Here is a 14722-nt window from a genome sequence, read left to right as displayed (position 1 = left end):
CCGAGCAGGTGTGTCAGGCGGGTTCGCCGCTGAGGCGTTCTATGGCGGCGCGAAGGCGGCGGCGCCAGCCTGGTTGGCCGGCTTCCTCGTCGGCGGCGGCGAGACTGACCAGGTGCTGGGCCATCTCGAAGCCCTCGGTCGTCTCCTGGTCCAGTTCGGCCAGGGGTACGGCGGACTGCGGTTCATCGTGATCGAACTCGACCCGCCGGGTCGCCCACCCGAATCCGTCCGGCACGAGCAGTTCCGGGACCAGCGTCTCGTGGCTGAGGGACGTGAGCTCCTTGTCCCCGTTCCCGATGCTGAAGATCGTCGTACCGCGACGTCGTACGTCGCTGACCCGTTCGAGCAACGTCTCCGCGGGATTGTCCTGTGCCACCACCAACAGCGACTCACCACGCCCAGCGTCCCGCAGCCGGTCGAGCCCGATCGACAGATGCGGCGGCGCATCCGACGGCGGGGCCCAGCGGATCAGCGACGGCCGCACGTCCTCGACCCCGGCCCGATGCAGCTCGTCGTCCAAGTGCGCGGTCAAGTGCCAGGGCTCGTCGTCCACCGGCCCGAACAACATCAACCCACCGGTCCGCGTGGTGAACCGCCGCAGCGAGTGCGCGAAGTCGGTGGTCCGGCTCCCGAGCTCGGTACCGGTCAACATTTCGCGCAGCAATGAGGCCCTGGTCAGATCCACAGTTCAAACCTGACACATGTCCCCTGCCGGCGCGACTCAGGTCAGCCGGTCTGCTTTGGATTGCAGATAGTTGCGTTCCGGGACACTCGTCGTACGCCGGGCCGCGAGCAGGTAGCTCTCCCGCGCAGCGACCACATCACCTGACATTTCGAGCAGATGCGCCCGGACCGCCTCCAGCCGGTGGTGATCGGTGAGGCGGTCGTCGGACTCGAGTGGTTCGAGTACGGCGAGGCCCTCCTTCGGACCCACCGCCATGGCGACCGCGACCGCGTGGTTGAGCTTCACCATCGGGTTGTCGACCATCTGCTCGAGTACGTCGTACAGCGCGACGATCTGCCGCCAGTCCGTGTCCTCGGCCCGCTCGGCCGTGTCATGGACCGCAGCGATCGCGGCCTGCACCTGATACGGCCCGAGTTGCGTGCGCGACAGCGCATCCGACACCAGCGCCTCGCCTTCGACGATCGCGGCCTTGTTCCAGGCAGAGCGGTCCTGGTCGGCCAACGGCACCAGTGAGCCTTCCTCACCGGTCCGGGCCGGGCGACGTGCGTCGGTGAGCAGCATGAGCGCCAGCAACCCCGCCACCTCGCCGTCATCCGGCAGCAGCTTGCGCACACCGCGCGCCAGCCGGATCGCCTCGGTGGTGAGCTCCGCGCTGTGCAACGACGTACCTGACGACGCGGTGTAGCCCTCGTTGAAGATCAGGTAGAGAACGTGCAGTACGGCGCCCATCCGCTCGTCCCGCTCCGCCTCGGGCGGCAGCTCGAACGTACTGCCCGCCTGCTTGATACTGCGCTTCGCCCGGCTGATCCGCTGCGCCATGGTCGACTCCGGCACCAGGAACGCTGCTGCGATCTGCGCAGTGGTCAGACCGCCGACCGCGCGCAGCGTCAGCGCGATCTGCGAGGCGGGTGACAGGGCCGGGTGGCAGCAGAGGAACAGCAGGGTCAGTGTGTCGTCCCGGCCACCCGTATCGTCGAGCTCGGGGCCTGAGGCAACGAATTCCTCGGGCGCGGCCATCTGGGCCGCGTTCTCCTCGCGCCGGCGCCGGGCCGACTCACTGCGAAGCAGATCGGTCAGTCGGCGGGATCCGACCCGGATCAGCCAGCCTCGGGGGTTGTCCGGCACACCTTCAGCCGGCCACTGTTGAGCGGCCGCCAGCAGGGCCTCCTGGACGGCTTCCTCGGCCAGGTCGAAGTGACCGTAGTGCCGGACCAGCGCACTCAGCACCTGCGGCGCCTGCTCACGAAGGAGCAGCTCGAAGTCGCTCACATCTCCAGCCCGGACGAGTCCATCACCGGCCGCACTTCGACCGCGACGTACTCCGCGTCCGGCATGCGCGCCGCGTAGCTGATCGCCTCGTCGATGGTGTCGCACTCGACCAGGTAGAACCCGGCCAGGTGCTCCTTGGCCTCGGCATACGGGCCGTCGGTGGTGGTCGTGGTGTCGTCGCGGACCGACACGGTCCGGCTGGTGATGGGGTCCGCCAGGCCGGCCGCGCTGACCAGGAGGCCCTGGTCGGTGAGCTCTCGCATCAGTGACTCGTGCGCGCGCCCCAGGCCGTCGCGTTGCTCAGCGGACAGGCCGGCCCAGCTCTCGGCGTTGCTGTAGATCAGCAGCATGTACTTCACAGGCACCATCCTGTCCCTCGTGGAGGCCGTTGTGACCCCTTGTCACCTGGTACGTCGGATCAGCAGTACCCGACTTCGACAAAAACCAGGAATGTCGAAGTAGCGCGGCCGACCCCGACGTCTCCCCCGAGTGACGCTCAGCCCGAGCGTCCCCGCCGTACTGGAGAGGTCAGATGGTTTCCGAATCGAAGCGCTGGTTGGCACTGGCGCTGCTGTGCCTGACCGGGTTCATGATCATCCTCGACGCCTCGATCGTGCTGGTCGCCGTGCCGTCGATCGAGCGTGAACTGACCTTCTCGACCGGTGGCATCCAGTGGGTGCCCAGCGGGTACGCACTGATGTTCGGCGGCCTCTTGCTCCTCGGTGGCCGCATCTCCGACCTCCTGGGCCGGCGGCGCGTGTTCATCACCGGACTGCTGCTGTTCGCCGGGTCCTCGCTGCTCTGCGGGTTCGCCTGGAGCGGTGACGCACTGGTACTCGCGCGGGGCCTGCAGGGCGCGGCTGCCGCCGTACTGGCACCTAGCGCACTGTCGATCGTGATGACCACCTTCCCGTCCGGCCCGGACCGCAACAAGGCGCTCGGAATCTGGGGCGCGACCAGTGGAGTCGGCGGTACGGCCGGTTCCCTCATCGGAGGGCCAGTGACCGACGGACTCGGCTGGCAGTGGATTTTCTTCATCAACGTGCCCGTCTGCCTGCTCGTCGTCGTACTGGCGCCCACTCTGCTCATGGATAGCCGTGGACCGGGCCGACGCGGGTTCGACGTAGCCGGTGCCATCACAGTGACCGCCGCCCTCATCACCCTCGTGTACGCCGTTATCGAGGCTCCGGACTCGTCCGCGACCGGGACTGTGCTGACCGTCGTACTGTCGGCCGCCCTGTTCGGACTGTTCGTACTAGTGGAGAAGAGGTCGGCCGCGCCGCTCGTACCGCTGCGGATCTTCCGCTCGCGCGCTCTGGTCGGCGGCAACCTGATCACGATCGCCTGGGGTCTCTCGGTGTTCGGGCTGAACTTCATCTACACGCAGTACGCCCAGCTGGCGCTGGGAGCGTCCGCGATCAAGTACGGCCTGATGTCCGCCGTACTCGCGGCCGCGGCAGTAGTGGGCTCCATCGTCGGACAGCACCTCGTCACCCGCATCGGCCCGCGCGTGGTCGCGTTCGTCTCGCTACTGATCGCCGGGGCCGGCACTACCGTCATGACGCAGCTCACCGTGGACTCCGGCTACTTCGAGCTCGCCTTTTGGGGTCTGACCGTCTTCGGCGCCGCGCTGGGTGCCGGCACGGTCGCAGGGTCCATAGCGGCACTGAGCGATGTCGCCGGCGCGGACTCCGGTGTTGCCTCCGGACTGCAGAACGCCAGCTTCCAGATCGGTGGCGCAGTAGGCATCGCAGCACTCTCCGCAATCGCGACAGCCAGTACGACGGGTACGACGCCGACCGCTCTCACGCACGGCTATCGGGTCGCGTTCGTGGCGGTCTGGTTCTTCATCGCACTGGGCCTGGCCGGATGCGGCCTGCTGGTCAACCGCAAACGATCGTTGGAAAATCAGCTCGAGCCGGTGACTTCCTGACATCAAACGCACGTTGGAGGTTAGGGGTTCCGCGCCGGGGCACCGTACTGAGGTGGCCGCCACTTTCCGCCGGGCGGCCCCTGAGAAGGAGGCTTCATGATCATCCTCGGTGTGATCCTGCTGATTTTGGGGTTCTTACTGAGCGTTCCGATCCTGTGGACGATCGGAATCATCCTCGTTGTGGTCGGAGCAGTGCTGTTCCTGGTTGGAACGACCGGCCGCGCCATCGGTGGACGTCGGCATTGGTACTGATCCAGATGCAGGACCTGAACCCCGCGGACCGTTTCGGTCCGCGGGGTTCTGTCTGTGTCGGTTCGATCTGTGCGGTTCTGTCCGTCCACGCCGCTACGGTGAGGCCATGAAGTACGTCGTGATGATCTATCGGAGCGTCGGTTCCACCTGGACCGACGAGGATCAGCAGGCGCTCGGCCGGCTGATGAAGCTCGAGGGCGACCTCGCCGCGAGCGGTGAGTTGCTGAGTTCAGAAGGATTGCTGCCGCCCGAGGAAGGGCGGATCGTGCAGATCCGTGACGGTGTGCAGGTGGTCACCGACGGACCGTTCGGCGAGGCGAAGGAACAACTGGCCGGTTTCTTCATGGTCGACGTCCCCGACGACGACCAGGCCAAGGCGATCGCGGCCCGGGTCTCGGCCGCAGCCGGCGACCGCGTCGAGCTCCGCGGCACCGTGATCTAAGACCAGTCGAACTTCGGCGGCCGCTTCTCGGTGAACGCCGCGATTCCTTCCGCGAGCACACCACTCGAGATCGTCTCGCGATCCACCAGACCTTTGAGTTCCGCTTGCTGCGCGCCGGTGATGAGCAGGACCTTCACCTCGTCGTCGGCCGCCAGCCGCGCCAGGTCAGGCGGCGCGCTTGGCGCGGGACTTGGCGCGGGCCATCCGGATCAGGTACGCCGGAGTTGGCGGGACCCAGCCGAGTTGCTTCGCCTGGCCGAGGTCGTCGCGATTGGCCCAGTGCTCGACAACCTGGCCGTCCGCGATCCGGAACCAGTGCGACTGTGTGATCGCGAACGTCTTCCCGGTCGGCGGGAACACCGTGTCCACCCCGCCCTCGGGGGTGTAGACAGCGAACGGCCCGACATGCCGCCCGCTCATCGTCGCGTCGATCACCACCAAGTTGCCGTCAGCAACCAGATGGTGGACTTCGTGCGCCAGCCCTTCGAACGCGGCCCGCAGCCAGAGCGCGGTCGCGTAGTAGCCGGCCGGTCCGCCCGCCCGGCAGTTCGGCGGCTCGACCTCGTCCTCGCGGTTGATCGCGGCCGGATGCACCAGCGCGTCGAAGTCGGCCCGGTCGCCGTCGGCCATGATCTGGAGTGCGCGAACCGCGATCGCACCCAGGTCGGTTTCGGTGTTCATGGTTCCCCCTAGAATTCGATACAGTGAGCCTGTATCCAAAATCATGGGATCGGTGATGACGGAAGTCAAGAGGAATTACGATGCGACCGGCCGGCGCGAGCGAGCCCGGCAACGGCGGCGGGACGTGGTGGTCGCGGCGCAGGAGCTGTTCGAGGCGGACGGTTTCCAGGCGACCACGATCAGTGCGGTCGCCCAGCGAGCCGGCGTCTCGGCCGAGAGCATCTACAAGGGGTTCGGCACGAAGGCGGCTCTGGCGAAGGCCGTGTTCGACTTCGTCATCGTCGGCGACGACGAGCCGATCCCGATGGCCGAGCGCCCGGAAACACAGGCGATCCAGGCAGAACCCGACGTACGCCGGAAGATCCAGTTGTACGTCGACGGGTTCGTCGAGCGGCAGCAGCGGTCCGCGAAGGTGCAGATCCTGATCCGGGACGGGCGGCACAACGACGAGACCCTGCGCGAGACGTGGCAGACCCTGCTGGACGAACGGCTGACCGGGATGACGATGTTCGGCCGGCACCTGCTCGAGACCGGAGACCTGCGCCCCGGGATCACACTCGACGAGGTCGCGGACGTCCTGTGGACCTGCATTTCCGTCGAACTCTATGAACTTCTCGTCATGATTCGAGGCTGGACGACGGAGCGGTACGCCGCCTTCGTCGCGACCGTTATCACGACCGGCGTGCGTGGACCAAGCGTTTGATCTCAACCAGGTTTCATCCGGATAGCGGTCAGATCACGGCTGGGACACCCCGTTGGACGTTCGCAATGCGTTAAGTCTCGGGGCCGATTCGAACCGGCGCGGCGATGTGTGCTTGACTCCTCCGGTCGATAACGTTTTGGTCTCGGCAGATTGGGTTCCAGAAGTGACTGCAGGACGGCACAGACAGGCGCGGCACCGTCAACCGCGCCCGCAGGTGATGCGGACCGGGCTCGTGAAGGTGGCGATTCCGGGTGCGGCAGTGGCTCTGGTCGCCACTGGCTCGGCGGCCGCTTTCCCCGACCAGCACGTCAAGCTTGACACCACCTCGATCGCCAGCTCGTCCCTGCAGCTGTCGCGCGAGACCCAGGTAAGCCGGGATGCCCTGCGGCCGCCGTTGGACATCGCTCCCGCGGCGAAGCCCTCGACACCGAAGCCGACGAAGGCGAAGACGCCGGCGGCGAAGCACCTGAAGAAGCAGGCGCCGATCCCGAAGCCCACCCAGAATCGCGCGGCGCAGAACGCGGCGCCGCCGAAGGCGATGGGTTCGAAGTTCACCACCACCGACCTGAACGTCTGGTCGATCCCGCTGTCCGGCGTCCTGCTGGACGTGCTGCCGAAGGGCACCAAGGTCTCCGTCACCGGCAAGGTCGACGGCATCTGGGCCGAGATCGTCAGCGACAACAAGTCCCGCTGGGTGAAGGCGGCCTACCTGTCCGCGACCAAGCCGGTCGCGAGCACCGCGGGCAGCATCAGCCAGGGCGTCTGCAAGTCCGGCTCCTCGGTCGAGGACGGTCTGACTCAGGACGCGATCCGGGTGCACCGCGCCATCTGCGCCAAGTTCCCGGACATCACGTCGTACGGCGGTCTGCGGTCCGGCGACAGTGGTTCGGAGCACTCCAGTGGGCGCGCGCTGGACATCATGGTCAGCGGTTCGGAGGGCCAGGAGGTCGCCGACTGGCTGCACGCGAACTACAAGAAGCTCGGCATCAGCCAGCTGATCTGGCAGCAGCACATCTGGACCGTCCAGCGCAGCAGCGAAGGCTGGCGCGCGATGGAGGACCGCGGCGGCACGACCGCGAACCACTACGACCACGTCCACGTATCCGTCTACGGGAACTCGGGCACGGTCTGACGAACGACCCGAATCGACCCGGTCCTTGCCTCCTGAGGACCGGGTCGCTTCACGTCTACGGCTTGATGTTCGCGTTCAGGTGGAAGAAGTTCGTCGGGTCGTAGGCCCGCTTCACCTCGCGCAGCCGGCGCAGATCCTCCGGCCCGTACGCCGTCTCCGCGCGGTCGAGGTCGCCGAGGAAGTTCACGAACGTGCGACCCGAATCCGGCAGCACACCGTGCATCTCCCGGTCGACGATCAGCGAGTACGTCGCACCGCGGTGACCGACCGGGCCTGCGTTCGGACCAGGGTGCGCCATCGCGCCGCCCCAGTGCCGGATCTCGACGGTCGGCGCGTCCTCATCGTCGAAGCCGGTGACCACGTCGATCACCTCGTCGGTCAGGGTCTCGAGGAAGTCGAGGTGGCGGGCGGGCGTGCCACCCATGGCGGCATCGGCGTACTCGACCGTCGTCAGCTCGCCGGCCAGCCGGGGACCGGCGACCTCGAACAGCGGCTTCAGGAGGTGTTCGGCCAGTTCGGCGGCACCGGCGTACAGGACCTTGATCGCGACGGCGCGCTGCTCGGTGCCGGGGACGCGGGTCAGGACGACCGCGGTGCTCAGTTCGTTGGGGATCGTCGCGGTCCAGTCGCGGTAACGGCGCAGGATCGCGGCGGCGCGGTCGATGCCGTAGTAGACGATGCCGGCGTGGACCTGGCGGACCGGGTAGAGGCGGAACTCGAGCGAGGTCACGACGCCGAAGTTGCCGGTGCCGCCGCGGATTGCCCAGAACAGGTCCGCGTGGTGCTCGGCGCTCGCGGTGACGAACCGGCCGTCCGCGGTGACGATCTCGGCCCGGATCACGCTGTCGGCTGCGAAGCCATACTTCCGGGCCAGCCAGCCCACTCCACCGCCGAGCGTGTAGCCGGTGACGCCTACGTCGCGGTGCGAGCCTGAGAGCGGCGCGAGGCCGAACTGCCGGGCGGCGTCGAGCACCGCGCCCCAGCGAGCTCCGGGCGCGACCTTGGCGATGCGTCGCTCCGGGTCGATCAGGACGGAGGCCAGCTGCGTCGTCTTCAGCAGGATGCCGCCGTCGGCTGGAACGCGGGTCCCGTGACCGGTGGCCTGCACCGCGATCGGTACGCCGTACTCGCGAGCCGCTCGCACGGCTGCCTGCACGTCGGTCCGGTTGGAGGCCTCAGCGACCACCAGGGGCCTGGAGTCGAGCGTGGGGATCACGGACTTGCGCTGTACGTCGTACTCCGCCTGACCGGGGAGGCGGATCGCGCCGTTGAACCCCGCGCCCAGCAGGCCCGCCACTAGGTCGTTTGCGACCGGTGCAACCGTCTGCGTCGTCATCCCAGCTCACTCCCTCGCCGTATCCGCTTCTGCCTGTACGTCGAAGGGGAGGGGCGCTGATCGACACACCCCGGCAAACTTCTTTCTGATGACACATTCGGTCGAGCACTCCGGCGACATCCTCACCAAGCGCTACGCGTCCTGGTCCCGCGGCGAACCCACCCGCGAGTGGGCCGCTCTCACCCTGCTGTCTCGGGAAACCTCGGACCTGGTCCCTACCCCGCTGTCCAGCTCATCCGGAGGTACGCCGTGGGTCTCGATGACCGTCCTCCCTGGCCGGCCACTCGCCGGGACACTGGGTCCAAGGCAACTCGACGCCCTCGGCAAGGCTCTCGAAACCCTGTGGTCAATCAGCCCCGACGGCCTACCCCCGATTGACCTGGGCGCCCTGATCAACCGCACCCGCATCGCGCTGACCGGCATGCGCTCGGCTGACGGCGTGATCGGCGAGGCCGCCCGCGCGTGGCTCACCACTGATCCCCTCGACGACATCCAGGACCCTGTCGTCGCCCACGGCGACCCGAACCTGGCCAACTACCTCTGGGACGGCAGCCGGGTCCGCATCGTCGACTTCGAGGACGCCGGCCGCGGCGACCGCACGGTGGAGCTCGCCAACCTCGTCGAGCACCTGGCCGGACGCCAGACCGACTGGAGTCCCGTCGTACGGCGTTTCGACGTCGATCCGGAGCGTCTCCGGGCCGCCCGCTCTCTGTGGGCGGGCTTCTGGCTGACGCTGATCGGACCGGGTGGTCCGAGTGCCGACCGGAACCCGCCTGGCACGGCGGAGGCGCAGGCGAGGCGGGTGCTCAGGCTGGCAGCGGGAGCTTCTTGACGCGCTCGATGTCCGCGAGGATGTCGATCTGGGTGATCTTGCCGTCGGAAACGGTCAGGCCCATGACACCCATCAGTTGACCGTTGACGACGGTGATCGTGCCAGGCAGTCCGTTGACCAGGGCGAGCTCGGTGTACGGCGCCATCCGGGTGAACAGCAGTGCCTGCTCCACCACATCCAGCGCACCGCGGACCAGCTTCGACACCGCGGGACCGGCGTACTCCGTCGACGCTTCCCCAGCGTCGGCCCGCAGCACGACGTCCGGATCGAGCAGCGACAACAGCGCCTCGAAGTCACCTGTGCGCGACGCGGCCAGGAACGCCTCCACCACGGCCCGCTGCCGCACACTGTCCCCGTCACTCGCCGGCGCACCCTGCACCCGCCGCCGTGCCCGGCTCGCGAGCTGCCGCGTCGCCGCGGGCGACTTGTCCACAATCTCCGCGATCTCGTCGAAGCTCACGCCGAACATGTCGTGCAGTACGAACGCCAACCGCTCCGCCGGCGACAACGTCTCCAGTACGACGAGCAGCGCCAGACCGATCGCATCCGCCTGTACCGCCTCGTCCTCAGGACCTTGCCCGGGGGTATCCCGGCTCAGAATCGGATCCGGCACGTACGTGTCCAGCGAATCCTCCCGCCGCGACTTACGGCTGCGCAGCATGTCCAGACAGACCCGCGACACCACAGTGGTCAACCAGCCGGCCAGATTGCCCACGTCACTCACGTCAGACCGGCTCAGCCGCAGCCACGCCTCCTGCACGGCGTCGTCGGCCTCGGTAAGCGATCCGAGCATCCGGTACGCGACCGCGCGCAACTGCCCCCGGTTCTGCTCGAACTGCCGCGCTAGCTGGTCGTGGTCGTCCACTGCTGCCCTCTCCTGTCGCAGACCATCATTTCGTCGACGGATCTGGACACCATGATGTGACACGCCATGATGGGGGCATGGCGGAGACCCCGGTTTTCGAGGACACCTTCGACGGCGATTCACTGGACGTGGCGGTCTGGTCACCGCACTACCTGCCGCAGTGGAGTTCGCGCGCCGCGTCGGCTGCGACGTACCAGGTCAGTGACTCGTGCCTCACGCTCAGCATCCCGCCGGAGCAGGGACTGTGGTGCGAGGGCGACCACAAACCGGACCTGCGCGTGTCCGGGATCCAGTCCGGCAACTACTCCGGCCCGGTCGGCAGCACTGTCGGACAGCAGGCGTTCCGGGACGGTCTCGTCGTACGCGAGGAGCAGGAGCCGTTCTGGGGCTGGACTCCGGCCGGTGGGTACGTCGAACTGCGTGCGCGGGCCGAGATCAGTCCGCGATCGATGGTGTCGCTGTGGATGTGCGGAATCGAGCAGCAGCCGGACCAGTGCGGGGAGATCTGCGTGATGGAAGTGTTCGGCGACGCCCCGGACGCGATCGGGATGGGGTTGAAGAGCATCCGGGATCCCGCCGTACCGCAGGACTTCGAGGCGATCCGGCTGCCGATCGATCTCCGCGAGTTCCACACCTACGCCGCAGAGTGGGCCGACGGGGAGGCGTCGTTCTTCGTCGACGGCACCCGGATCCGCAGTTGTCAGGGCGCTCCGACGTACCCTCTTCAGCTGATGCTGGCCGTCTTCGACTTCCCGGAGCAGAGTTCCGGAGACGACTCCGGGCTCGTCCCGACGTTTATCGTCGACCACATCCGCGGCTGGTAAAGTCGGCCGCATGTTCCAGCGTGCGGGGATGTGGTGGGCCGTCGACTGACGGTCTGCTTCCGCGCGTAACCACCCGGCCGTCTCCTTCGAGGCGGCCGTTTGTCATGTCTCCTCGCGGGCGGCCCAGCACCCCTGAGGATTGCCCATGGCAACAACGTTCCGGACCTGGTCCGGGCTGATCTCCGCGCTCCTGGCCGGCTCCGACCTGTCGGCGGCGGACACCGGCTGGGCGATGGACCAACTCGTGCTGGGCGACGCCTCACCGGCCCAGATCTCCGGCTTCCTGATCGCCCTGCGAGCCAAGGGCGAGACGGCCGACGAGATCAACGGACTGGCCTCGGTACTGCGTTCGCACGCGACGCCGGTGCGGATCGGCGGACCGTTCGTGGACATCGTCGGTACCGGCGGTGACCGGACCGGTGCGGTGAACGTCTCGACCATGGCGGCCGTAGTGGCGGCGTCGACAGGGGTGACGGTCGTCAAGCACGGTGGGCGGGCCGCATCGTCGTCAGCGGGCGGGTCTGCCGATTTGGTCGAGCACTTGGGTGTGCCGCTCGACCTGTCGGCCGCTGATGCCGCGCGGGTCGCGGCCGAGGTCGGGCTGACCTATCTGTTCGCTCCGCGCTTCAACCCGGCGTTGCGTCACGTGGCCGTCGTACGGCGTGAGTTGGCCGTGCCGACGGCTTTCAATGCCCTTGCACCGTTGCTGAATCCAGCCGATCCGATGCATCAGCTCGTGGGGGTCGCCAACCCGCGGATGCTGCCAGTGCTCGCCGGTGCGTTGGCCGCGCAGGGGAAGTCGGCTTTGGTGGCGCGTGGTGACGACGGTCTGGACAAGCTCACCACCACTGGGTTCTCGCGGGTGTGGGTCGTGCATGACGGCTCTGCGTCCGAGGTCATGTTCGACCCGCGATCGCTGGGGTTGCGGCCGTCCTCGCTCGCTGAGTTGCGTGGTGGTGATGCGGCATTCAATGCTCGGGTGCTGCGCGGACTGGTCGAAGGAGAGCCCGGGGCGGTGCGGGACGTCGTACTGCTCAACGCTGCGGCTGCACTGGTCACTTTGGAGCTTGAGAACGGTCTATTGCTCGAGCACTTGGCGGAGTGTCTCGAGCGGTGTCGGGAGGCTGTGGACAGCGGTGCGGCTGCGGCGACGCTAGAGCGCTGGGCCAGCAATTCGCTGAATGGTGTCAGCTACTAGCTCGGGCTCACGCAGGCTGGGCAGGTGGTCGACGCCAGGCATCCAGATGAACTCGGCGTCGGGGATACGCGCTGCGGTAGCACCAGCCACAGCGGCCAGGATCGGGCGGTCCTTGTCGCCCACCATCACCACAGTGGGCACGGTGATCTCGTGCAGGCGGTCGTAGACCGGCGTGGCCGGCTTCTGGTAGGTGTCCTGGTCAAGCCACGCCGGCGCGGCGGCGCGCAACTGGGCGACCGCTGCGTCGTCGTCACCCGCGGCAGCGCCTATCCGCAGGCCGAACCGCACCAGTCCTTCAACGTCCCGCGCTTTCTCCAGCGCGTCGTACTCGGCGTCGAGCTCCGGCTCCTCCGGCATGGGGAATCCGGGGAGGCTGTGACACAGCAGCACGAGTCCTCGCACCCGCTCCGGCTGCTGCACTGCCAGTCCGAGCGCCGTAGCCCCACCCATCGAACACCCGGCTAGTACGACCTGCTCGAGCCCCAGCTGATCCAGCACTGCGGTGAGGTCCTCGACGAGTGAGAACTGCTCGGTCGGCGGTGTAGAGCGCCCGTACCCACGGACGTCGTACCGCACCATCCGCCGCCCGCTCAGCCTCGACACCACCGGGTCCCACGACCGCGAGTCCCCAATCCCCGGATGCAGCAACACCACCGGCACCCCGTCCCCCGCCAGGTGCTCAGCCCAAACCTCATCCGCCCCAACCGAAATCCGCAGCTCCATCCCCCCACCCTCTCAGCCAAACCGAGCCACGCAGTGCCAGACCCGCTTTAGCTCCTGGTTGTCGTAGTGGTTGGCCGCGTCTCCGATCGCCCGCGCGGTTAGTACGCCGTCTATCGCGATCCGGCGGCCCAGCTCGACGTACTGCGGGCCGCGGTAGTCCGGATGTCGCTGCAGCTCGTCGACACTCAGCCGGAACCCCTCGTGCCACTCGACCCGACAGGGCAGCCTCCGAGCGGCCACCTCCACCGGAGTGCCCTGATAGCTCGGGTCGAGGACCAGAGCCTCGACATCGTGGGCCAGCCGCACCGGTCCGTGCACCTGAGCCTCGATGTAGTCGTCGAGTACGTCGCACTCGCGCGCGTCGGCAAAGGCGATCAGGTCCATCCGGTGCGCGACGCCGAAGTGCTCCGGCTCGAAGTAGCTGTCGGGGTAGCAGAACGTTGCCCTGCTGAGGGTTTCGGCGGTCAAGCGCAGATGCGCCGAGCCGAACCGGGGTGCACCACCGACCTCGCGGCGTCTGAAGTTCAGAGCGCCGTACACCGGACGCTGACGTGCCGGAGCCTCGTCGTACGCGCCGCCGAAGATCCTGCTCTCCCACCGCCGGCGCTCCCCGCCGAGCCCGCCGTTGCTTGTGCCGGTGACGAACTGGGACAGGTACACGCCGTCTGATGCCAGGCCGTCCAGCACACCGTGGCGATCGGGGTGAAAGTTCAGCGTGATCCGCAGCTCCGGGTCGATCGCGCCGCCGGACGACAGCTTGGTGACGTGGGCCAGTGCCTGCTCTGTCAGCCCCAAGGCAGGTCCGAACGGAGGATGGCGGTGCGTTTGTGCCAGTGTCGGCCAGAACGCAGGTGAGTGACGAACGCACGTTGCAGTGTGGTGTCTTGCGGGACCTGCGCCAGCTCTTGAGCACCGATCGCGCCATCGGGCATCGCCAGTTGCAGTCCGAAGCCCATGAACATCCGGTCACCCTCGTTGGGGTCGTCCGGCGGCACCAACGGCAACATGGTGAAGCGTTGCTGGAATCGCATGATGTTGGAGTCGGGCCGCAGGTACTCGCCCAGCTGCGGGTCGAGCAGCCAGGACGTGCACACGATCGCGGTCAGCGGCTCTTCCGGATACCACCTCTGGAACGAGTTAAGCGCCGTACGCACCGACTGCTCGGAGGACTCCGCGTCGAGCGGACCGATCGGCGGGATGTGCATCATCAACACGTGCCCGGCGACACCATCCCCGAGCCCCAACTGCGTACGGGTAAAGGCATGCCGGCCAATCTCGTAGTCCGCACCCCGAAACCGCAACGGCGGCCCCCATAGGTCGAACAGCCCAACACCCGCCCGCCCGGTGACCTGCCGGTGGGTCGCAAGCACTCCGCCCAGCACAGACGCCGTAGCAACACTCACGTCCTGCGGCACACCCCGCTGCGCATGCAGCTCCAACAAACGCGGCAGGTTGGCCAACAACGCCCAGGCCCCCGCAAACATCCCGACCTCGCCGGCCGACTCCGGCACGGCGGGCCACCCCTGAAACCCCGCCGAAGGCACAGCCTTCCCCATGTCCCGCTCGAGCCCGTGAGCCAGCGCGGTTGTGATCGCCCACCACTCCGGCTCCCTCACCGGATCCGGCCGCGCCGCCAGCATGTCCCGCCGGTCCTCACCACCCACCCCACAGAACTCCAGCAACGCCTCATCAGGCGCGCGTACGTCGCCCTCCTCCGGCACCCCCCGGAACCACTCCCGAGCCTCCCCGGCAAACCCCAACCGCTCCGCTGCCTCATCAACGTCCACACCCCGACCCCACCACGGGCCGCATCCCTCACGCACGACTCGTGTGACCCACGTCACCTT

18 protein-coding genes are annotated in these 14722 nt (G+C 67.7%); 8 read left to right on the top strand and 10 right to left on the bottom strand.

All coding sequences use genetic code 11. The features are described 5' to 3' along the window. Positions 1 to 13: 13 nt before the first annotated feature. Genes AB0L70_RS04240 through AB0L70_RS04230 form a run of 3 tightly spaced genes read right to left on the bottom strand, consistent with a single transcriptional unit; the run spans position 14 to position 2304 of the window. Positions 14 to 685 (bottom strand): hypothetical protein, encoded by a 672-nt coding sequence (locus AB0L70_RS04240; protein ID WP_363679766.1) that lies wholly within the window; start codon positions 683 to 685, stop codon positions 14 to 16. 36 nt (positions 686 to 721) lie between these two features. Next, complete coding sequence (locus AB0L70_RS04235) at positions 722 to 1954, bottom strand: RNA polymerase sigma factor (RefSeq protein WP_363679764.1); 1233 nt, start codon at positions 1952 to 1954, stop codon at positions 722 to 724. Further along, entirely contained in the window at positions 1951 to 2304 is a 354-nt protein-coding gene (locus tag AB0L70_RS04230) for a YciI family protein (RefSeq protein ID WP_363679971.1), read from the bottom strand. The genes AB0L70_RS04235 and AB0L70_RS04230 overlap by 4 nt, the downstream gene beginning before the upstream one ends. Before the next feature lie 182 nt (positions 2305 to 2486). Here AB0L70_RS04230 and AB0L70_RS04225 point away from each other — a divergent pair, with 182 nt between their 5' ends. The 3 genes from AB0L70_RS04225 to AB0L70_RS04215 all read left to right on the top strand — a co-directional run bounded on the left by AB0L70_RS04225 (position 2487) and on the right by AB0L70_RS04215 (position 4581). After that, positions 2487 to 3887 (top strand): MFS transporter, encoded by a 1401-nt coding sequence (locus tag AB0L70_RS04225; RefSeq protein ID WP_363679762.1) that lies wholly within the window; start codon positions 2487 to 2489, stop codon positions 3885 to 3887. 96 nt (positions 3888 to 3983) lie between these two features. Next, positions 3984 to 4139: a DUF6131 family protein gene (locus tag AB0L70_RS04220; protein ID WP_363679760.1), complete on the top strand. Its 156-nt coding sequence runs from the start codon at positions 3984 to 3986 to the stop codon at positions 4137 to 4139. Between the two features lie 106 nt (positions 4140 to 4245). Beyond that, entirely contained in the window at positions 4246 to 4581 is a 336-nt protein-coding gene (locus tag AB0L70_RS04215) for a YciI family protein (protein WP_363679758.1), read from the top strand. Here AB0L70_RS04215 and AB0L70_RS04210 read toward each other — a convergent pair. Both AB0L70_RS04210 and AB0L70_RS04205 read right to left on the bottom strand, forming a co-directional pair. Next, a complete protein-coding gene (locus tag AB0L70_RS04210) occupies positions 4578 to 4718 on the bottom strand; it encodes a hypothetical protein (RefSeq protein ID WP_363679756.1) in 141 nt (46 codons plus the stop codon). The genes AB0L70_RS04215 and AB0L70_RS04210 overlap by 4 nt on opposite strands. A gap of 28 nt (positions 4719 to 4746) precedes the next feature. Continuing rightward, the gene (locus AB0L70_RS04205; protein WP_363679754.1) at positions 4747 to 5262 is read right to left on the bottom strand and encodes an ester cyclase; all 516 of its coding nucleotides are present in this window, start codon (positions 5260 to 5262) and stop codon (positions 4747 to 4749) included. Positions 5263 to 5317: 55 nt separating this feature from the next. On the opposite strand from AB0L70_RS04205, the gene AB0L70_RS04200 reads away from it, so the two are divergent. After that, the gene (locus AB0L70_RS04200) at positions 5318 to 5965 is read left to right on the top strand and encodes a helix-turn-helix domain-containing protein (protein ID WP_363679752.1); all 648 of its coding nucleotides are present in this window, start codon (positions 5318 to 5320) and stop codon (positions 5963 to 5965) included. A gap of 217 nt (positions 5966 to 6182) precedes the next feature. Continuing rightward, complete coding sequence (locus AB0L70_RS04195) at positions 6183 to 7097, top strand: SH3 domain-containing protein (RefSeq protein ID WP_363679750.1); 915 nt, start codon at positions 6183 to 6185, stop codon at positions 7095 to 7097. A gap of 55 nt (positions 7098 to 7152) precedes the next feature. Here the strand turns inward: AB0L70_RS04195 and AB0L70_RS04190 are convergent, their stop codons facing one another. Further along, entirely contained in the window at positions 7153 to 8433 is a 1281-nt protein-coding gene (locus AB0L70_RS04190) for an FAD-binding oxidoreductase (protein WP_363679748.1), read from the bottom strand. Between the two features lie 88 nt (positions 8434 to 8521). Between AB0L70_RS04190 and AB0L70_RS04185 the strand changes: the two genes are divergently transcribed. Then, positions 8522 to 9265 (top strand): aminoglycoside phosphotransferase family protein, encoded by a 744-nt coding sequence (locus AB0L70_RS04185; protein WP_363679746.1) that lies wholly within the window; start codon positions 8522 to 8524, stop codon positions 9263 to 9265. On the opposite strand, the gene sigJ is transcribed toward AB0L70_RS04185, so the two are convergent. Beyond that, a complete protein-coding gene (gene sigJ / locus AB0L70_RS04180) occupies positions 9240 to 10130 on the bottom strand; it encodes an RNA polymerase sigma factor SigJ (protein WP_363679744.1) in 891 nt (296 codons plus the stop codon). The two genes, AB0L70_RS04185 and sigJ, sit on opposite strands and share 26 nt — an antisense overlap. 77 nt (positions 10131 to 10207) lie before the next feature. Between sigJ and AB0L70_RS04175 the strand changes: the two genes are divergently transcribed. Together AB0L70_RS04175 and trpD are read left to right on the top strand one after the other, a co-directional pair. Continuing rightward, on the top strand, positions 10208 to 10954 hold the full coding sequence (locus AB0L70_RS04175) for a glycoside hydrolase family 16 protein (protein WP_363679742.1): 747 nt from the start codon (positions 10208 to 10210) through the stop codon (positions 10952 to 10954). A 145-nt stretch (positions 10955 to 11099) separates the two neighbouring features. After that, positions 11100 to 12152 carry an anthranilate phosphoribosyltransferase gene (trpD, locus tag AB0L70_RS04170; protein ID WP_363679740.1) on the top strand — a complete coding sequence of 351 codons (1053 nt, stop codon included), beginning with the start codon at positions 11100 to 11102 and terminating at the stop codon, positions 12150 to 12152. On the opposite strand, the gene AB0L70_RS04165 is transcribed toward trpD, so the two are convergent. The 3 genes from AB0L70_RS04165 to AB0L70_RS04155 are packed head-to-tail and all read right to left on the bottom strand — an operon-like array spanning position 12108 to position 14662. After that, positions 12108 to 12875 (bottom strand): alpha/beta hydrolase, encoded by a 768-nt coding sequence (locus AB0L70_RS04165; RefSeq protein ID WP_363679737.1) that lies wholly within the window; start codon positions 12873 to 12875, stop codon positions 12108 to 12110. The two genes, trpD and AB0L70_RS04165, sit on opposite strands and share 45 nt — an antisense overlap. A gap of 12 nt (positions 12876 to 12887) precedes the next feature. Then, positions 12888 to 13670 carry a DUF3626 domain-containing protein gene (locus AB0L70_RS04160; RefSeq protein ID WP_363679735.1) on the bottom strand — a complete coding sequence of 261 codons (783 nt, stop codon included), beginning with the start codon at positions 13668 to 13670 and terminating at the stop codon, positions 12888 to 12890. Further along, on the bottom strand, positions 13661 to 14662 hold the full coding sequence (locus AB0L70_RS04155) for an acyltransferase domain-containing protein (protein WP_363679733.1): 1002 nt from the start codon (positions 14660 to 14662) through the stop codon (positions 13661 to 13663). The genes AB0L70_RS04160 and AB0L70_RS04155 overlap by 10 nt, the downstream gene beginning before the upstream one ends. Positions 14663 to 14722: the final 60 nt, after the last annotated feature.

Source organism: Kribbella sp. NPDC051952, assembly GCF_040680855.1.
Lineage (GTDB): Bacteria > Actinomycetota > Actinomycetes > Propionibacteriales > Kribbellaceae > Kribbella.
Note: the sequence above shows the minus strand (reverse complement) of the source record. Positions and strands in the feature narration are given on the sequence as shown.